Origin of the sequence: Shewanella sp. DAU305 (assembly GCF_026802235.1) — a bacterium.
Lineage (GTDB): Bacteria > Pseudomonadota > Gammaproteobacteria > Enterobacterales > Shewanellaceae > Shewanella > Shewanella baltica.
This window is the reverse complement of record NZ_CP113808.1, coordinates 4,858,654-4,877,379: the sequence shown is the minus strand read 5'-3', so window position 1 is coordinate 4,877,379 and position 18,726 is coordinate 4,858,654. Positions and strand designations below refer to the sequence as shown.

Here is an 18,726-nt window from a genome sequence, read left to right as displayed (position 1 = left end):
TGTCCTAAATAGCCATCCCAAATTATAGGAGCAGCTATTTAGCGTGTTTGATCCGCCGACTTATGGTGTCACTAGGTCAAATCGTGGATGACAGCTTATACATAAATTTTCAGATTTTTGGTGTACATGATGACATTTCGCACAGTCTGTCTCAGTCGCGAAGTGACGGTTGTTATGGGGGTTAACTGGCTTCACATCTGCTGTTTTGGCCGCTAACTTTTCTGTGTTATGACATTGCACACACTTAAGCATAGGTACAGCTTGACGATCTTCTTTGCCATGGCAACTGGCACATTTAATCCCTTTTGCTGCATGGGTTTGATCGAGTAGAACAGTGTCTTTTGCTAACGCGTTGCCAGCGAAAATACTCAAGACAAGAGAAAGCATAATTGTTAAGTTCTTCATTGTGTTATTCCATTGTTCATTTAACTGGATGCCCAAATATGAAGCCTCCATTTTTGATGACTTTGCGCGCTATAGTTTGGCGACGTATTTGCCGGCTAAGTAACCGAAGGTATAGCAACGGCCTAGAGACAAACCGAATACGGTCAATGGGTAGTCAACGCCACCATAGAAGCCCGCGCCAAGGTTGCCGATAATGAATAAACCCGGAATTTCCTTACCATCGGCATCGAGTACTTGGTGATTTTCGTTAACGAGAATACCGGAGCAGATAGTCGAAATACGCATGCGACGGTGAATGCCGTAGAATGGTGGCTTGAGTACTGGCACCATCTTGCTTCTCGGTTTTCCGAAGTCCTCATCCTTACCTTTTTTGCATAACTCGTTGTAACGGTTGACGTTAGCAACAAAGGTTTTTGGATCGCATTCCAGTTTTACCGCCAACTCTTCTAAGGTGTTAGCAGAATAGGTATTGATCAAAGAAGGGTAGACGCCCTTTTTCTCGCCTGGCTCTTCAGGCATGTAGACTTTTAGTTCTTCAGGAGAATAGAGGTGGCCAGGCCAATCTTTGGCTTGTGTCATATAGTCTGAATCAAATACTTGGGAGTAATGACCAGCGTTCTGCTCATCTTTCAAGTAGTTATTCATCAAAGACATCTCGACTTTTTCATTCACAAAGCGCTCACCTTTACGGTTTACGGCTAGGAATGGCATGTCGCACATTGAGGCTGGACCTGCATCGAAGTCATGGAGCATTTTTGTGTGGCCAACGGGCTCGATCACGCCACCCGCCCAATAGGCCATAGCAAAACCATCACCGGTGCGGTCCATCTGCTTACGTTCAAAGTTTTTCAGTTCAGGGATGAAGAAATCACACATGGCTTTGTTATTTTGGTAGTCACCGGAAGACAGGATGACCCCTTTCTTAGCCATATATTTGTGGTACTTACCATCACGAGTCTGGGCAATAACCCCAATCACTTTTCCTGACTCATCTTGGATTAACTGTTGTGCTGGCGTGTTAAAGAAGAATTTCACCCCGGCTTTTTCGGCTGTTTTAGCTAATGCACGAATGGCATCGCCAGTGGTGTAGGGTTTAGGACCGCAGAACGAGGTCACAAAATTTAGACGATCACCTTCATCAGCAATACCGCGAATACCATGTTGCGGTTTAGTTCCTTGGTCAACAATCTGACCGCCACCTTGCTTAACGCGGTCAATAACCCAATTTACAGCTTCACCGGAGTTGTAGGCCCATTGTCTTAGTAAACCTGGGTGTGAGCGGTGGGCGTTGTCCGCCATCAAACGGCTCACTAAGGATTCGATTGCCGATTTGTCGCTGTTTTTTAGATCAATACCTGAGCCTGTGTTGCCTTGGGATACGGGAATGGCTTGCTTTTGCAAACAAGCAACGCTTGCGCCGCTTTCTCTGGCGGAGAGAGCCGCAGGCACGCCCGATGCACCCGCACCGACAACAACAACATCAAAGGTTTGGGTTGTCGCAATATCTTTATCAGCAATAGGTTTTGGCTTAGGCAGAAAACCTAAGGTTGCGCCACCAATCTCACCATATTCAGTGCCAACTTGAATCGGTGCAGCGCTAGCAGAACCCATACCAAGACTTGCGAAGGCTAAGCCACTGCTGCCTACCGCGGCTCGCGTCAGGAAAGTTCTTCGAGATATACCATTTTGCAGGACGCTAGCAGTGTATTGATCAATTTCTTTCGATTCTTTACTCATTTAATACTCCTTTGGCCCTCATTGCTAAAGAGGTTCCCCTATAGCAACGACACTGGATCTATGTATAACCACATATGTTTGCTTGCTTTAAAAACGTAAAATGCAGTTGTGCGAAAGTGATTAAATTTCACCTCATTAACAACATACCTTTAAATGTATGACATATGACAGTAAATCAAAAGAGGTATTAATTACATCTTTGCAGTGCTTCACAAAATGCTGGCGTTTTGAGCGATGAATGTGATTATTCTTTTTAAAAACAATCTAATATAGGACTTATTGAATGAATAAGTTTGGCGGCGCGGGAAATATGAGCGTCTGATTTTATGCATGTTTAAGTAGTTAACAAATAGGGACTATTTATAAATAAACATGATTTTAGGTAGACCACCTCAACAATATTGAGGTGGCCTTTGGGCTTTAATACCCTAGGGATTATTTAGGTGATACACAGGTAAAATTGGCAGCATCTTCAACATTACCTATACCATTGTATTTTGCGAATTGCGGGTATGGACAGAGGACCCGAGTTCTGTTTTTTGACCAATCACTGGGTAATTCGGCATTTTCAGGGCGCACTGAAGCCGTGATATTTTGGGGTTCGACTCCTTTTTCAACCCAGTCAACCAATGCGCGGATCATGTTAAATTTATCTGTGGTAGGGCCGCTGCCACAATGATTCATCCCAGGGATAAGGAATAAGCGGGCGAAGGTTTCTGCGTGCCCAGCATTGGCCTCGGCTAATTCGTTATACCAGTTCACTGTATCATTGGCTGAAAATACGGGGTCAGATGTTCCATGGAACAACATCATCTTAGCGCCGCGATTTTTTATGGCCGAAAGATCCGTTGGCTGGGGTGGTGTCATAAAGTCTATACCCGATTCGGAGTAAATCGAATCCGTGGCATAGATCCGTTGGACATCCTCATCCATGCTAAATGATTGCACAAATTCCAAACTGGATTGTTCAGTTGCACCATTAAAGGGGGTTGGTGGCGAACTAAAAATAAAACCAACGGCACCGGGGTCTCGATTGAGCGCCATATTATATTCCCAAGAAGCCCAACCAGATGCGCCGATACCCGCATCGTATGGGAAGTCAGTGTAAATGGCTTCACCTGTTTTGCTGTTATGGGGGCCAGCCATAATATTGCCGAGTACCTGCTTTTGCTCTGCGGTTAAGCAGGTATTATCTCTGCCGTTTGTACAGGTTGGAACATCACGTTCAAGGTCAAATGACCTTTGGCAGGAATAGGTGTCGGCAATCATGCCATCGCTGATGCCGTCAAGGGCATCGCACTGCTCGAGGACTTTCTGAGAAACGAGGGAGAATTCTTCAGGTGTAATGGCGGTCTGTAGTGTGGCTAAAATATCAGGACCATCAAATTCAACGAGCTTTGAATATTCTTGAACACCATACATTTGCGCTACTGCAGCTTTGGGTAGGTTAAATCCGGGGTTGCCTACCAGAAAGCCATCGTACATATCGGCAAAACGACTGGCCGCGACCATAGTGTGTCTACCACCGTTAGAGCAACCGGCAAAGTATGACCTATCAGGTTGTTTACCATATACTTTTTCTATTAAACCTTTCGCCATTGGCGTTAACTCGGCCACAGCATTGTAACCATAGTCAAGCCTTGCTTGAGGATCTAAACCAAAGAAAGGGGTTGGCGCTGGATGCCCCATATCAGAACTTATGACGGCGAACCCTTCATTGAGGGCGGCAGAATCTGGGCCAGCGGAAAACACTATTCGGCCTACAGCCTTAGTGACTGAACCATCGAGACCGCCGTTGGCTTGATAATAAAATCGACCATTCCAGTTAGTGGGCAAACGCATTTCAAAACCAATCGCATAGCGAGTCTCTCCCGCAATGCCAGTTCCCATCCTCTCATTCATATAGCCTGTCACTAAACAATGTTCCGGTGCTCGGTAACTTTCAGTGGCGTTATATTGAACATTTCCTGCCGCAATAATCTGTGAATTCGTTATCACAGTATTTTTGAAAGTATATTGTGAAGCAATTTCGCTACATAGATTCAATGTGGCGGGTGTTGCCTGAGCTAACTGTGGTAATGGGGTTTCGGCGTTATCGTTATTTCCACAACCGCTAAATAAAAAACATGACATAGCAACGGCTGGAATAAGTAAGTAATTCTTTGTTTCCATTATAATCTCAATCCTTAAGTCAAAGTGTTTACCGCAACTTTTACTTGGGTATCGGTGATTTTGCGGTACAAAAATTGGGTGTATCGAACAAGGCTGATACACCCGTATAAGGTTTGGTGCAGGGGAGTTGAAACGGATGAAACTATTTACCTAAGACAAATTTATAAGTGACATATAAACGTAGATCGTTAAAGTCTTCACCTTGATCAACGTCTACTAGAGCATAACGAGCTCTAAGTCCTAGACCTGACAGGGCGCCATCGAACTTATAAGTAATTGAAAAGTTAGTCTCGTTAAAGTCTTTTGCTGTACCTGTTGGAACATCATATTGACCGTAAAAGGCATAGGCTTCTAGCCCACTCACACCAATTTTTTCAAAGTCATAAGCGACTTTTAAAGCGTTAACTTCTTCATCTGCTCTTGCTGATTGGTACACTTGCTGAATGACCACTTTTTCATCTCCCCACGGGGTGAGAACTGTGTCATCTCCGGTTTTGGCATACATATAAGTGATATCTGCCCCAGCAAATTTGGCGCCTAGGTGGAAACCATATTGATAGGTATCGAGCTGGCCACCTGTTTCATCCCCTGTTGCTTGCTGAGTTAAATAGGAAGGTGTTAGGTACAGATTAGTTGCACCAACATCAGTGGATAACTTCACTTTGGCATAGGTTTGGTTGAAGACATCTTCCATGCGGTAGTGCCACAGATTGACTTCAGTTTTGACCGTTTCAAAGGGTAATAGATACTTTGCTCCTAGGGCATAAACAGGATTATCCGCTACATCGGCGATAACGCCCGCTCTTGCTAGCTCGCTTTGTACCGCGTCTTTTACTGATACGAAACTGTTATCGGACCACCCCATAGAATCGGTAATATACAGGGCAGAAAGCGTAAGATTATCAATGCTCTTGTTTTCTGCTGAGAAACCGCGGAACGTCCGTGGGATCGCGCGAATATCATGGGGATTCATCATAGGGGTACGCAGTTCTTGCGCGCCTAATTTGAATTGAGTATCCCACCAATTGCCTTGGACAAAATACTCTTGTAAGCGGTTAACGTTATCATGATTGCCGTTGGCATCACGGGCAACCAGACCATATACATCATCTGAGTCGTTGGTCCAAATCGGATTAGCAGAAGCGAAACTAGTACCAAAACTAATACCGTTTACCTTTGCAGTGTTGTAATAAAAGAGTCCACCGAATGAAGTATCGTGTTTGGTATTCGTAGAGTCGTCAAAATCACGAGTAAAATCGAATAAACGTAATTCACCTTTTAGAGTGCCTTGGCTAAACATTTGATTAATGCTGGTATCGGCAATGGCTGGAATTGCTAGCACAGATAACACGAGCAAAGACAAATAAGATTTTTTCATCATCATCTTCCTTATTTTTGTTTGTCCCGATCGGAATGGTCCGAGCGAGTTAAAAGGTTATCGCTAACCTTCTTAGGTGAAATGTATGACGTATAACCTTTGCTCGCAACGGAGTAAGAGTGAATATGAGAAACGAGTTACGAAATTCGTACAGATGTTACATTGATCAACAAAGATGAAGATTTTTTAATCACTAATGTAGGAAATGCGGGAGTACTTTTGCCGAATTATCTGAGTGTTATGGTAGAATGGCGCCACTGAGTCTATCCGAGATTATAAATTGCATATCTTCAAGCCTATTAAGCAGATAAAAGCTTCGAGTGAAGTTGGCCAGCAATTGAAAAATGCTATTTTAGGAGGCGACTATAAGGCGGGTGATAAGTTGCCCTCCGAGCGTGAATTAATCGAGCTATTTCAAGTTAGTCGTACTGTGGTTCGGGAGGCGATTAAGAGTCTCGAAGCGGGTGGGTTAGTTGAAATTCGCCAAGGGGCGACTGGTGGTGCATTTGTTAAGCATTTGACCTTTGAACGTTTAAGTGATGCCTGCCATGATTTATTTATGATGGGTAAGCTTTCGCTCCCTGAGTTGTGTGAGGCTCGAATGTTGATTGAGCCACAAGTAGCAAGAATGGCTGCTAAAAATTGCACTCCGGCGCTAGCTAAGGCTCTACAGGAGGCCAATAGCCATGAAAATGATACCTCTGAATATCCGGATACTGTCATTTTACGATCTCAGGTACATTATCTATTGGCTGAAATGTCGGGTAATCGTTTTTTAGAAGCGATCGTAAAATCCTTATTGGTTTTATTGAGCAATCAAACGACTAAGTTCCAGCCACCGACCGATGAAATTCACCCTTTAGGGTTGCATGATGTCATTGTCGAAGCGGTTATCGCAAAAGATGAGGCGAAAGCCGAGGCCGAAATGTTGGCACATCTGCAAGATTTTAATCTACGCCTAGCTGAAATTGAGCGTAAGTATATGCTTAAACACGCTTAAGTGAGTGCTTGCAAGCCCATTCACCTCTCTAAGTAAGAACGTAAACTATAAAATACCCGTCTAAATTGACGGGTATTTTTTTATCGCAATTTCTAAGGTGGGGAGTCACAACACCAAAGCTCAACTGCTGCATCTTGCTTGTTCGGCGCGCCAATCCAATGGCTCATCCTTTGGCATTGCACCTTGCCAGAAGCCTGCGCAAAACAAAGTTCAAAATCTCCCGCCTCGGGTGTACGGCCTAAACGTAATTTAGGCAGAGTGGGTAGCTTAGGCCGATAATGCCAGCTGCCATTTTTAAGATAGGCATCATCTGGGATTTCCATGCCTGCCCCCGTGCCTTTTACTCTCGCTTCGACCAGCACTAAGCCTTGAGGCGTGACGTGATAGTCTTCCTCCCAGCGGATTTTCTCTATGCTGTGGTTCCATGCCAAGGTGAAGTGCTCTGTGGGCACTTGCGCCCACAGGGTACCTGCTAGGCCTAAACATAGGCCTAGCATAGCTTTACCTTAGACTTATCAACGAGTGACAATCTCAAGGGGTTATCCTTGCTCTGCTAGATGTTTGAGTTTGCGCGCGCGCCAACTGTGCTGCACGATAAACAACAGCGCGAGTCCAAAGCCGATTTCATCACTCAATGGCGTCGCAAGGATCAAACTTGCCCCCGCGAGGAAGCCGATAACGCGTTCCCACCAGTAGAGTTTTTGTAATAGATATCCGGTAAAGATCACGCCCCAAATACCAATACCGACCGTTGCCTTCAGCACCACAAAGCCCGTCGCTAATAAGCTATCACCTTGGAGCATCAAGGCTGGATCGTAAACCGCCATAAAGGGGATCACAAAACCGGCAATGGCAATACGAATCGCCCAGAGACTGATCTTAAGTCCGGATTCCTTCGCAATCGGCGCTGCGGCAAAGCAGGCCAAGGCAACGGGCGGGGTGAGATCGGCCATGATGCCGAAATAGAACACAAACATGTGCGACACAATCAAGGGCACGCCTAAGTCAAGCAATGCGGGCGCGGCTATTGAGCTGGTAATAATGTAGTTAGGAATCGTCGGGATCCCCATACCGAGCACTAGGCAAGTGATCATAGTCAACACGAGTGACAAGAACAGGTTATCTTGGCCAACGGCGAGAATGTAGCTTGCGAAGGTTGAGGCAATCCCTGTGAGTGACACTATGCCGATAATCACGCCCACTAAGGCGCAGGCAATCCCCACAGGCACAGCATGACGCGCGCCTTCAACCAGTGCGTGTAAGCAAATTGTGAGGGTCTCTTTGCCGCCCTTAATAAACCAACAAATGGCGACTAGCAGGGCGATAACCCCAAACACGACTCCAATCCCGAGTTGGAAGAAGCCCGCGCATAACACCCCAAGGGCAATCCAAAAGGCAATCCGCATCGCCATTGATGACAACCGCAGGACGATGGCCGAGCCTAAGATCACTATCGAGGTGAGGGCTAACCCTACCATGCCAGAGAACAGCGGCGTTCTGCCCGAAAACAGCAAGTAGACCAAAATAAACAAGGGGATAAGGAGATACCAGCGTTCTTTAATCGCCGCCCAAGGATCGGGACATTGATCTTTTGGCAGGCCACAAAGATTGGCGCGTTTGGCCTCTAAGTGCACCATCCAAAATACTGAGCAAAAATAAAGTAGTGCGGGGATCAATGCCGCTTTAGCTATCTCGATAAAGGGCACGTTAATGGTTTCGGCCATGATAAAGGCCACGGCGCCCATGATCGGTGGCATGATCTGACTGCCCATACTCGAGGTCGCTTCTACGCCACCGGCGAAGGCAGAGCGATAGCCAAATCGCTTCATCAATGGAATGGTAAATTGCCCTGTGGTGACGACGTTCGCCACCCCTGATCCCGTAATCGTTCCCATCAGCGCCGATGATACTACAGCGACTTTAGCAGGGCCGCCGAGCTTGTGGCCGAATAATCCCATGGCAAAGTCGGTAAATAAACGGATCATCCCGGCTTGTTCTAGAAAGGAACCGAAAAGAATAAACAGGAAAATATACGTCGCCGACACATAGGTTGGTGTGCCGTACAAGCCTTCGGTGCCGAAGGCTAATTGGTTGATAATTTGATCGAAGCCATAGCCGCGGTGCATCAAATCGCCGGGTAGGTATTGACCCAATAAGCCATAGGCCAAAAAAATGCCACAGATAATCGGTAGTGCCCAGCCCATGACTCGGCGCGCCGCTTCAAATACCAATACGATCAAAGTGATACCTATCACCATGTCCGCATCGGTCAGCTCGCCAGAACGTTGAATTAAGTCGGCTTCGAAATACCACTGATAAGCCGCCGTTGCCATGCCTGCTAAACCGAGTAGCCAAGCGAGCGGTTGCCAAGGTTGTGATTTACCTCTGGCGGGATAACTCAAAAACACCACGAGCAGCAAAAAGCCAATATGGGTTGCACGCAGTACTTGCGTCGACACGGGATGAAAAGCGGCAGTGATGATTTGAAAAATAGAAAAAATTAAGGCGGTATAGAACAGCGCCTTGGGCCAATCGCCAGTATTAGCGCTGAGACCTTGTTGGGGATCACTCATATTATGCCTCACAGCATTAGACTACAGAGGGCGATATATATACCCAAGCTACCTCAATATACGAGTTTCAGATCCGCTTCAATTCAAGGCGCATCAATGATTGAATTCTACCGTTTGAGGCTGTTTGGATATAAAAAGATGCCGTTATTCAACGGCATCTCGATCGCTTAGTTTGGAATAGGGTGCACAGATATCACCAAAACTTAGAGTGCGCCTACTTCTTTGTAATAACGTTCTGCACCTGGGTGAAGCGGTATCGGCAGATTTTTCGTCGCTTTCTCTAAGCTAATAGATTTAGCGGCTGAGTGCGCGTTACCGAGACGGTCTAAGTGCTCGAACATGATCTTAGTCATTTGATAGGCTAAATCGTCCGACACGCCGCTTTGCGTCACTAGCAGGTTTTGAATGGCAACGGTTGAAACATCAGTGGTTTGGCCTTCATAGGTCGATGCTGGGATCACGCCGTGTTGATAGGCAGGGTTGTTAATCTTAGCGATCACATCCTCTGGAATTTCAACAAAGTTGATCGCCATAGTCGCGGCTAAGTCGCGGATGGCTGCCATACCGAGACCAGAAGATTGCAAGGTCGCGTCTAACTGACGATTTTTGATGAGTTCAACGGATTCTGCATAAGGTAAAAATTCGACCTTACCCATGTCTTCGTAGCTTAAACCGGCCGCCTTAAAAATTGATCTGGCATTGAGTTCGGTACCCGATTTAGGTGCGCCGACAGAGATACGTTTCCCTTTTAAATCGGCCAAGGTTTTAATGCCAGACTCTTTATTGGCAACTATTTGAATGTAGTTAGGGTAAGCAGAGGCGAGCACACGGATTTTATCCAGTGGCGTTTTAAAGCCCGCATCAATATCACCTTGGTAAGCGGCTGCGACTGAGTCACCTAGCGCGAGCGCTAATTCGCCACGACCCGCTTGCAGTAGATTGAGGTTTTCTACCGAGGCTTTCGTCGCTTGAACTGAGGTTTTAGAACCTTCGATTCCAGTGCCATAGAGTTGCGATAGGGCTACACCAATAGGGTAATACACGCCACTGGTACCGCCAGTGAGAATATTGATAAAAGCGGGAGCTGCAGCCATCGCGGCAGCGCTGAGAGTTAATGTTACTGCAGCGCCGACGGCAACAAAACGTTTTTTGATTTTCATGATGAAATATCCTTATTTTTTATATTGTTATGTAGGGTCTTTTGAGCTGGATATGCTTGAGTTAGCCTAATATAACTACATAAAACCTGAAAAAGGTCAATTAGGCTATAGTCGATAGCTGCTACTTTTGCATCATAAAACGAAGATTTGAGGCGGTTTTGCGGCGGCGCTATCGTGGGGCTTAACGAGGTCGGTTTAAGGAAAAACTGACAATAAAAGGGCTAACCTGAGTTAACCCTATTTGTGTTATTTGAGGATGAACCTTTGAATAACAAGACACTATTTAGTGTTATCTAAGAAACCTTTAGTGGCATTTTTCGCGTGTTTTGCTGCTTTCTTTTCTTTAGCAGACAACAGCGGTTGTTTCTTCGATTCTTTACGGTTTTTTTGCTCTTTACTCATATAAAACTCCATGTACTCTTTGGTTATTCATCAGGCTAATCATGCAAGCCGTACTTAATTGAACCTGTTCCATGATGTCCTGATTGAAGCGAAATTTTTATCTCGAATTACAACATTTTAAAATTACAAATATTTAAAATCATTGATAATTATCTGTGAATTGATTTGCCTCAATGAGCGATTACAGCAAAATAATCTTATCACCGAATTCCGTACCATGATCCATCGATCACTTAGAATAATTAACGCTAATGCTAGCGTTAACCTGTATAAAAAATATGCGATCTATCACACAGCTTTCGAATATGTGATCTAATTATGGATTGCCTAGCGTCGGCTCGATTTACCTAACATCCCGCCTAATATGCCGCGCAAAATTTGTTTGCCTAATTGGCTGCCGACAGTGCGTGCCGCTTGCTTGGACAAGGTCTCAGCTAAACCTTGGCGGCGTTTATTACCAAAAATAAGTTCACTGAACCAACCTTGTTCTTCGGCTTTTTGACCCGTTTGGCCATCATTTGCTGCATCACTTGCTGTGGATGTGGGGTTGCTGGTGGCAGCGCCACTACGTCTTTGGTTAAGGCGTTCGTAGGCCGATTCACGGTTGATGGCATGATCGTATTTACCACCAATCGGGCTTTGGGCACGGACTTGTTGTAACTCCTCATTCGTGGCGGGTCCCATGCGGCAACGCGGCGGTGCGATGAGTGCGCGCTCGACCATAGTCGGCACGCCCTTGTCGGCCAGCATAGACACTAAAGCCTCGCCTACGCCGAGCTGGGAAATAACCTCACTGACAACCAGTTTGGGGTTAGGCACAAAGGTTTCGGCGGCGGTTTTGACCGCCTTTTGATCCCTTGGCGTGTAAGCTCGCAGGGCATGTTGAATGCGATTACCCAATTGTCCGAGAATTTCACTCGGCACATCATCAGGAAATTGCGAGCAAAAATAAACGCCTACGCCTTTTGAGCGAATAAGGCGCATGATCTGTTCGACGCGTTTTAATAAACTCGGTGGACAACCTTCAAAGAGTAAATGTGCTTCATCGATAAAGAACACGAGTTTAGGTTTTTCGGGATCGCCGACTTCGGGCAAATTCTCAAATAATTCTGACAGTAGCCAGAGTAAAAAACTTGAATATAAACGTGGCGTTAAAATCAGCTTATTCGCCGCTAACAAATTGATGATGCCGCGCCCCTGTAAATTGGTGCGCATAAGATCGTCAAGCTGCAACGCGGGTTCGCCAAAAAAGTCTTTGCCGCCATCGCGCTCAAGTCCTAGCACTGAGCGCTGAATCGCCGCGAGGGATTGGGCGCTGATCAAACCATATTTGGTGGAGACTTCTTTGCGCTCCTCAGCAACCAAAGCCAGCATGGCGCGCAGATCATCTAAGTCGAGCAATAATAACCCTTGGTCGTCCGCCAGTTGAAACACTATGTCTAAGATGCCACTTTGGGTGTCATTTAATTCTAAAATTCGACTGAGTAAGGTTGGGCCCATTTCGCTGATGGTGGTACGCAGTGGATGGCCTTGAACGCCCGCTAAATCCCATAACACCACAGGGTTAGCCTCGTTGTGATAATCCTCTATGCCAATTTGCGCCGCCCTTTGTAACAGCTTTTCACTTGGGGTGCCCGCCATCGCTAGGCCTGAGATATCACCTTTAACATCCGTGATGAAAACCGGCACGCCTTGGCGCGAAAAACCTTCGGCTAGGCTCATCAGCGACACGGTTTTGCCTGTCCCAGTGGCGCCGGCAATTAATCCATGACGATTAGCATACTTAAGATTTAAGTGAACCTGTTGATCACCTTTCCCAATCAATAGAGTATTCAAGGGCATTCCTTATGTTAACTTTAGCGCCTGCACATGGATTGCAGAGCCTTATTTAAGCCACTGTAGTGCGTCGTATATGGGTATAAAAATTCACCATTGAGTGTTGGCCTTAGCGTAATTTATGTCAACATAGGGCGCGAATAAGCTTGAGATAACTGAGCCTGCGCATGGGATTGGCAATATGCTCCTTGTTGATGGTGAAGATGTGTTATTTTTGTGATCCGCTGAGGCGTGCTTGATGATGAAAACTCCGTTGATTATGCTGGTCTTGTGCTCTACTTTGTTGATGTCTGGCTGCGCCGAATTAGCATGTTCTGCCAGAACTGATGTCGATCCCTATGAGCCCATGCGAGATAAACAGCGCTGTGTTGCCGAGGCGGATAAAAATCTCGACGAGTACCAAAAGGCAAAAGCAGCGGAAGAAAAACAACGGCTGAAAACGGCCATAGAGCAAGCCACTCAAAAATAGTTAATTTAGAAAGGATATCTATGAAAGGTGCGGGCGGAACACAGGGCGGGACAGGACAATTTTTTATGGGTCTGGCCATGATGTGTGGCGGATTTTATTTATTGTTCAATGCAATACAAGTGAGCTCTAGCTTTGGGCTGGGCTATGGTTTATATCGAGTGAATGCCTTTGGGCAAGGCATGTCGATTACCACAGGCATGGTGATGCTACCGTTTATTATCGGCATTGTGATGGTGTTTTTTGACGCTAAGAGTAAGTTAGCTTGGCTGCTGAGTTTAGGTTCGCTAACGGCCTTGATTGTGGGGGTTATTAGCTCGATTCAATTCCACTTTAAATCTATGTCGGCCTTTGAACTTATCGTGATCCTCGTTTTGGCTTTTGGTGGTTTAGGATTGTTTTTACGCTCACTGAAAGATGCGCCCACAAGCGATACACAAGCGAAATAACCACTAGACACTTAATCACTAGACTCTTAACCACTAGGCGCTAGAGTGCAAATACGAAATAGAGCTGTGCATCTAAGCGGCTCAAATAGCGATGTAACGAACGGTTTAACGAAAGTTTTAACTACTGAGTGAAGGAATGCGATGCGCTGGCGTGACACTGACAGAAGCTCCAATATCGAAGACAGACGCGGCCAGCAAATGGCATCGGCGGGCGTGCCGAGTGCTTTGTTACTCAGGTTCTTGCCCTTTTTGCTGAGAACCAAAATTGGCCGTGTGGTGTTGCTCATCGGCGGCATTTATTTCGCTTTTCAGTATTTTACTGGTGGCCTGTCACTTGACCCCAGCACTCAAGCTAATCTTAGCCAATCCCAATCTAGCGCAACGACCGCGGTACAGGATGAAAATGCCCAGTTTGTGGCGGCCATTCTAGGCACCACAGAAACCGTATGGGGCCAGTTACTAAAAGGGCAATATCGAGAGCCTAAGTTAGTGCTTTATCGCAACATGACCTCCACTGGCTGCGGTATGGGACAGGCGCAGTCTGGGCCTTTCTATTGCCCCGCCGATAGCAAAGTATATATCGACCTTAGCTTTCTCGATGAACTTAAAACCTTAGGCGCGCCCGGCGATTTTGCCTTTGCCTATGTGATTGCCCACGAGGTAGGCCACCATGTGCAAAATCTACTGGGCACTAGCACTAAGGTGCGTCAAGCACAGCAATCTGGCAGTAAAGTGCAGGCGAATCAATTGAGTGTCGCACTTGAATTGCAGGCTGATTGCTACGCAGGGATTTGGGGGCATTATGTCAATCAACAACTTAATTTACTTGAAGCGGGTGATTTAGCGGAAGGTATTGCCGCCGCCAGTGCTGTGGGTGACGATCGCTTGCAACAGATGGCGGGTCGCGCCGTACAGTCCGATGCTTTTACCCATGGCAGTTCGGCGCAGCGGGTGAAATGGTTTAAGACAGGGTTTGATTCGGGTAATCTCGCCAGTTGTAATACCTTTGCGGCGAAGTGATTTAGTCTTATATCTCAAATACGTACCGAACAGAAATGTAAGGATAACTGAGTGGCCTTTAACGATACCTTTAGATTGAGCAGCCACGCGGTTATCACGAATGCGCAGGGGCAAGTGCTGTTGCTTAAGGCCAATTACGGTAACTTTGCTTGGGGCTTGCCCGGCGGCGCACTCGAGCCTGGTGAGACGATTCACGAGGCCTTAGTACGAGAATGCCAAGAGGAATTAGGCTTAAGTGTGCAGGTTAACTATTTGAGCGGCGTGTATTATCACAGCGCCTATCAATCCCAAGCCTTTATCTTTCGTTGTGAACTGGTGTTGCCTGATGGGCCTGAGGTGGCAAAAGATGGGGCAGACGACGAGCCACTGCCGATCCACTTAAGCCACGAACATTCAGAGTTTGCCTTCCTCGATATCGACACCCTTAGCGCGGTTCAGCAGCAAAGAATTAAAGATTGCCTCAATTTCAACGGAGTTGTCATGAGTGCAAAGTTCTAATGCTTTACCAGCAAACCGCCGGCCGTTAATCGGCTTGGGTTTGCGCGAGTAAGGTTTCTAAGCAATGTTCCTTGATCCCGTAATAGGCTTTGATGTCAGCAATTTGCGCGAGGATTGCGGCGCTGTCTTTCTGATTATTTTGTGGCTTTTTGACGGCCAAAATCATCTTATTTTTATTGGTATGTTCTAGGCTGATAAATTCAAACACCTTAGTCGCATAACCGTTGGCTTCCAAAAATAGCGCGCGTAGTGAATCCGTCACCATTTCAGCCTGTTGGCCCATGTGCACCCCATATTGCAGCATAGGTTTGAACAACTCTGGGCTGTGCATCTGCGGGCGAATCTGTTTATGGCAGCAAGGCGAACACATGATGATGTCGGCATTGGCGCGGATACCATAATGAATCGCATAGTCAGTGGCGATATCGCAGGCGTGCAGCGCAATCATCACATCGGTTTGCTTAGGCGCATGGGTTCTCACATCGCCGCAGACAAACGACAAGCCTTGGTGATCCAGCGTAGCCGCCGTTTCATTACATAAATCGGCTAAGGCTTGGCGTAATTCCACCCCAGTAACCTGCGCATCATTGTGTAGGCTGTGGCGCAGGTAATCATGGATTGCAAAGGTGAGATAGCCTTTGCCTGAGCCAAAATCGACCACATTGATCGGTTGGTCATTCTTGTGGGGTGAAGCTTCGAGTGCTTGGCTGAAAACCTCAATAAATTTATTGATTTGTTTCCATTTGCGCGACATCGCAGGGATAAGATTATGTTGGCTGTCCGTCACACCTAGTTTGGTCAGGAAGGGCCGTTCGATATCCACAAAACGTTTTTTCTCACGGTCATGTTCTAACGGCGCAGCTACGGTTTGTTTAACGTTATGTGTGCTGATTTGGACTTTGCCTTTTTTGCTGATCTCAAGCTGAACTTCTGCCTGCGCCGTGGCTAAGTGGGCGCTCTTAAAATCGCTACCGAGTAACAGTTTTATGCTGGCTAACCCTTCGTCATAACTCAGGTTTTTTGTGATGTGATTCGTCTGATGCTGATACACAAACGATAGCACAGGTTCATTCTGCAAACTGATCGGTCGAATCGTAATGCGCTGCAGGCTTTTATCTGCCCCTCGGTACTTACTCAACAATAGTTTGATCAGACTATTCTTCGCCAAGCTGTCAGCCAAAAGCTGGTAAAAATCATCAAAAGAATTAAGCGCTGAATGGGACATTATTGTTTCCGAAAAAGTAACCAAGAAAAACAGGGTGAGTATTCTAACCGCGATCCGCCGCTACCTAAAGTTATTCTCACCGAGAAGGGGGTTGGGGCAGACCTCCGCTGCTGATCTATCTGTTGGAGGTCGTAGTGATTAAGCGCTGTCATTCCAGTGACACGCTCTATTAATAATACAGTGACTTGTTAGTCTCAGCACATAACTGCTTTTTCGTCATCACTCTAAATTTAATTTTTTAAATAAGACTGAATTTCTTTTTTTCGCATCACGTAATAGTTTATCAAATGAGATAACTTCAATTACGGTATTGAGATTATCATTGTAGAAAATATAGCCTTGATTATCTAGAAGGGGTTTATAATTTCTCATCTCAAGAATGTCACGTATTGAAGAAGTTAAATCGCAAATTACATAACAATATATTGGTATCCTCTTATTCAAGTGGATTTCTCGCCCCCGCTCATCCATAATCTGATCTGGCTTTCTTAGTTTAAGCACATATCCAGTAACCTGATCAATAGGATTGTCCGAACCGTTATAGTTATCACGCATTGGACGTTTAAACTCGACAATGATAGCCGTAGATGTCTCTCGCTTATCATCACCGTATACAACAGGATTATTAAAAACTAATAAGTCAGGACGTTCTTTAGAGTCAATATCAGTTACAGATTTGAATGATTTATCTGATGCAAGATGTTTATGGTAAGCCATACGTTCATCAATCAACCAAAGGTTATGTTCTTGCACATCATCGCTGGTAGAGCGAATTGCCATAATAATGTCATGAACAGTATCTTCTAGTGCATACTTGTCACCATCTTGTAACTCTAAGCTGAACTCTAAAGCATCGATCACAGCTTTTCTATGGACGATATATTTAGCAAGGTTTGATTTTCCAATCTCGTTTAGATCTTCGGTGTACTTTTGCAAAGACTCTTTATAAGCAGGGTAATCTTTAACTTTACTATGCTTTAATTCGTCTTTCAGTCGTTGGGCTTCTTGCTTTAATTCAAGCTCATAGTTTCGATTAAGCTTGTGTAGCTCAATGTCAAGTTTCTCGTCAGACAAATCAAAAGGGATTGTATTTAACCATAGTGGACGGTTCTTAATAATGTGTCGATACTCATAACCAGCGTGATTAACATATCGTTCAATCATCTCTTTATGCTTTGCATACATTGGTTCTAGGAATGGTTCAAATACTGTTCTCCCATAAAGCATTAACTCTATAATAATCGTGTTGATTGCAGGTGAATCCGCATCTTCATCACATAGGTCAACTTTTTCAGCAATTCTAAATCCCGTTCGTTCTTGGTTAACATATTGATCAAGATAAGAAGAAGTAACATAAATTGAGTAATTAAATTTTAAACCATTAATATCTTCAAAAATAGGAGGTACATTTTCTTCGTATTCTTTTAGTGTATAACCTCTTACAGAGCGAGAATCTGCACAGAGGAAAACTTTGTGATTTTTCTGTTTAGTGATCTTATAGTTTTTGAAAAAATGGGCTTTAAATTGGTTAGAGCCAATTGAAAACTCTTTTTGTTCAATTTCATGTGAATAGGTCGTTTCAAAAACAACTAGTAGATCAATGCTTTCACCACAATCACCTAGTAATTTGAATGATTTTATTTTGCCTTCTAGGAAGTAGATAAGGCTGTGCTCTATGATTTCTGAGGCTATATTATCAAGGTTTTTAGGTAATCTGGTGCGATAGGGATCTTGAATTTCTTTAAGAGAAACTTTAGTTCTTACTCTCTCTGATTGTTCAGCGCTTATTAATTTTTCACTTTCAAAATCAACATCATCAACGGAGAAGCCAAAGGTTAGTTTTTTCTTTTCTTGATTATCGAGATAGACACTTTCGACCTCTACAGTTTCAAAAGCTTTAAGCCATGTGAAGCGACCAACTCCCTTACAACCTAAACTAGATTTGTAGGTAGATTCAGCCGTCTTAAATGATTGATAATTATCATGGTTAAATCCTTCACCATAATCAACAATTTCAAAAGATTCTATCTGTTGAAATTTACGGTCATCTTCGTTCAAAACTTCCTGAGTCGTTTGACGAAAAGCTGTAATGGTTAGTTCAGCTTTATCACCTTTTCTAGTTGCTTGAATTGAGTTAACAATAGCCTCAAATAAAGGAACAAGACGATCACTAGGTGATAATTTGAGATTTTGAACTTTACCTTTAACATCTATTTGCACTGTAGTCCCTTATCCAATACATTTTGGCAGAGTTTAGGAGTTGATAATACAATAAAACTGCTATTTCCACATTGAGTCAAACTAATTTAATGCGAATTAAATGCTTCTTTATAATCTGTTTCAATTTTCTACATTGAGAAAATAAAGATAACGTAAGTCAATTGAGCTTAAAATGTAACCCTTTT

The 18,726-nt window shown here is 44.8% G+C and carries 16 protein-coding genes; 5 read left to right on the top strand and 11 right to left on the bottom strand.

Annotated elements, in window-relative coordinates:
* Positions 1 to 60 precede the first annotated feature (60 nt).
* From OX890_RS20755 to OX890_RS20740, 4 genes are all read right to left on the bottom strand, one after another.
* Entirely contained in the window at positions 61 to 405 is a 345-nt protein-coding gene (locus OX890_RS20755) for a cytochrome c3 family protein (protein WP_268649857.1), read from the bottom strand.
* Positions 406 to 474: 69 nt separating this feature from the next.
* Positions 475 to 2,142 (bottom strand): FAD-dependent oxidoreductase, encoded by a 1,668-nt coding sequence (locus OX890_RS20750; RefSeq protein WP_268649856.1) that lies wholly within the window; start codon positions 2,140 to 2,142, stop codon positions 475 to 477.
* 435 nt (positions 2,143 to 2,577) lie between these two features.
* Positions 2,578 to 4,314, bottom strand: coding sequence for a tannase/feruloyl esterase family alpha/beta hydrolase (locus OX890_RS20745; protein WP_268649855.1), 1,737 nt, complete (start codon positions 4,312 to 4,314; stop codon positions 2,578 to 2,580).
* 142 nt (positions 4,315 to 4,456) lie between these two features.
* Positions 4,457 to 5,695, bottom strand: coding sequence for an OprD family outer membrane porin (locus tag OX890_RS20740; protein ID WP_220777103.1), 1,239 nt, complete (start codon positions 5,693 to 5,695; stop codon positions 4,457 to 4,459).
* Positions 5,696 to 5,972: 277 nt separating this feature from the next.
* Between OX890_RS20740 and OX890_RS20735 the strand changes: the two genes are divergently transcribed.
* Entirely contained in the window at positions 5,973 to 6,692 is a 720-nt protein-coding gene (locus OX890_RS20735) for a FadR/GntR family transcriptional regulator (protein ID WP_107949449.1), read from the top strand.
* A 92-nt stretch (positions 6,693 to 6,784) separates the two neighbouring features.
* Here the strand turns inward: OX890_RS20735 and OX890_RS20730 are convergent, their stop codons facing one another.
* From OX890_RS20730 to OX890_RS20710, 5 genes are all read right to left on the bottom strand, one after another.
* On the bottom strand, positions 6,785 to 7,189 hold the full coding sequence (locus tag OX890_RS20730) for a DUF1850 domain-containing protein (protein ID WP_268649854.1): 405 nt from the start codon (positions 7,187 to 7,189) through the stop codon (positions 6,785 to 6,787).
* A gap of 42 nt (positions 7,190 to 7,231) precedes the next feature.
* Positions 7,232 to 9,265, bottom strand: a complete 2,034-nt coding sequence (locus OX890_RS20725) for a TRAP transporter permease (RefSeq protein WP_220777100.1) — start codon at positions 9,263 to 9,265, stop codon at positions 7,232 to 7,234.
* A 203-nt stretch (positions 9,266 to 9,468) separates the two neighbouring features.
* Complete coding sequence (locus OX890_RS20720) at positions 9,469 to 10,425, bottom strand: TAXI family TRAP transporter solute-binding subunit (protein WP_006079923.1); 957 nt, start codon at positions 10,423 to 10,425, stop codon at positions 9,469 to 9,471.
* Positions 10,426 to 10,704: 279 nt separating this feature from the next.
* Positions 10,705 to 10,827 (bottom strand): hypothetical protein, encoded by a 123-nt coding sequence (locus tag OX890_RS20715; protein WP_006079924.1) that lies wholly within the window; start codon positions 10,825 to 10,827, stop codon positions 10,705 to 10,707.
* 327 nt (positions 10,828 to 11,154) lie between these two features.
* Positions 11,155 to 12,663 (bottom strand): helicase HerA-like domain-containing protein, encoded by a 1,509-nt coding sequence (locus OX890_RS20710; RefSeq protein WP_268649853.1) that lies wholly within the window; start codon positions 12,661 to 12,663, stop codon positions 11,155 to 11,157.
* A 238-nt stretch (positions 12,664 to 12,901) separates the two neighbouring features.
* On the opposite strand from OX890_RS20710, the gene OX890_RS20705 reads away from it, so the two are divergent.
* From OX890_RS20705 to OX890_RS20690, 4 genes are all read left to right on the top strand, one after another.
* The gene (locus tag OX890_RS20705) at positions 12,902 to 13,132 is read left to right on the top strand and encodes a hypothetical protein (RefSeq protein ID WP_006084328.1); all 231 of its coding nucleotides are present in this window, start codon (positions 12,902 to 12,904) and stop codon (positions 13,130 to 13,132) included.
* Between the two features lie 20 nt (positions 13,133 to 13,152).
* Positions 13,153 to 13,578: a hypothetical protein gene (locus OX890_RS20700; RefSeq protein ID WP_006084327.1), complete on the top strand. Its 426-nt coding sequence runs from the start codon at positions 13,153 to 13,155 to the stop codon at positions 13,576 to 13,578.
* Positions 13,579 to 13,719: 141 nt separating this feature from the next.
* Entirely contained in the window at positions 13,720 to 14,598 is an 879-nt protein-coding gene (gene ypfJ / locus OX890_RS20695; protein WP_268649852.1) for a KPN_02809 family neutral zinc metallopeptidase, read from the top strand.
* A gap of 51 nt (positions 14,599 to 14,649) precedes the next feature.
* Positions 14,650 to 15,096 (top strand): NUDIX hydrolase, encoded by a 447-nt coding sequence (locus OX890_RS20690; RefSeq protein ID WP_268649851.1) that lies wholly within the window; start codon positions 14,650 to 14,652, stop codon positions 15,094 to 15,096.
* A 25-nt stretch (positions 15,097 to 15,121) separates the two neighbouring features.
* Here OX890_RS20690 and OX890_RS20685 read toward each other — a convergent pair whose 3' ends face one another.
* Together OX890_RS20685 and OX890_RS20680 are read right to left on the bottom strand one after the other, a co-directional pair.
* Positions 15,122 to 16,321, bottom strand: coding sequence for a class I SAM-dependent methyltransferase (locus OX890_RS20685; RefSeq protein ID WP_268649850.1), 1,200 nt, complete (start codon positions 16,319 to 16,321; stop codon positions 15,122 to 15,124).
* A gap of 219 nt (positions 16,322 to 16,540) precedes the next feature.
* Complete coding sequence (locus tag OX890_RS20680) at positions 16,541 to 18,541, bottom strand: hypothetical protein (RefSeq protein ID WP_268649849.1); 2,001 nt, start codon at positions 18,539 to 18,541, stop codon at positions 16,541 to 16,543.
* Positions 18,542 to 18,726: the final 185 nt, after the last annotated feature.

What these genes read in the sequence shown, in the direction of transcription:
- OX890_RS20755 (WP_268649857.1), bottom strand. Translation starts at nt 405, where the DNA reads ATGAAGAACTTAACAATTATGCTTTCTCTTGTCTTGAGTATTTTCGCT.
- OX890_RS20750 (WP_268649856.1), bottom strand. Translation starts at nt 2,142, where the DNA reads ATGAGTAAAGAATCGAAAGAAATTGATCAATACACTGCTAGCGTCCTG.
- OX890_RS20745 (WP_268649855.1), bottom strand. Translation starts at nt 4,314, where the DNA reads ATGGAAACAAAGAATTACTTACTTATTCCAGCCGTTGCTATGTCATGT.
- OX890_RS20740 (WP_220777103.1), bottom strand. Translation starts at nt 5,695, where the DNA reads ATGATGAAAAAATCTTATTTGTCTTTGCTCGTGTTATCTGTGCTAGCA.
- OX890_RS20730 (WP_268649854.1), bottom strand. Translation starts at nt 7,189, where the DNA reads ATGCTAGGCCTATGTTTAGGCCTAGCAGGTACCCTGTGGGCGCAAGTG.
- OX890_RS20725 (WP_220777100.1), bottom strand. Translation starts at nt 9,265, where the DNA reads ATGAGTGATCCCCAACAAGGTCTCAGCGCTAATACTGGCGATTGGCCC.
- OX890_RS20720 (WP_006079923.1), bottom strand. Translation starts at nt 10,425, where the DNA reads ATGAAAATCAAAAAACGTTTTGTTGCCGTCGGCGCTGCAGTAACATTA.
- OX890_RS20715 (WP_006079924.1), bottom strand. Translation starts at nt 10,827, where the DNA reads ATGAGTAAAGAGCAAAAAAACCGTAAAGAATCGAAGAAACAACCGCTG.
- OX890_RS20705 (WP_006084328.1), top strand. Translation starts at nt 12,902, where the DNA reads ATGATGAAAACTCCGTTGATTATGCTGGTCTTGTGCTCTACTTTGTTG.
- OX890_RS20700 (WP_006084327.1), top strand. Translation starts at nt 13,153, where the DNA reads ATGAAAGGTGCGGGCGGAACACAGGGCGGGACAGGACAATTTTTTATG.
- ypfJ (WP_268649852.1), top strand. Translation starts at nt 13,720, where the DNA reads ATGCGCTGGCGTGACACTGACAGAAGCTCCAATATCGAAGACAGACGC.
- OX890_RS20685 (WP_268649850.1), bottom strand. Translation starts at nt 16,321, where the DNA reads ATGTCCCATTCAGCGCTTAATTCTTTTGATGATTTTTACCAGCTTTTG.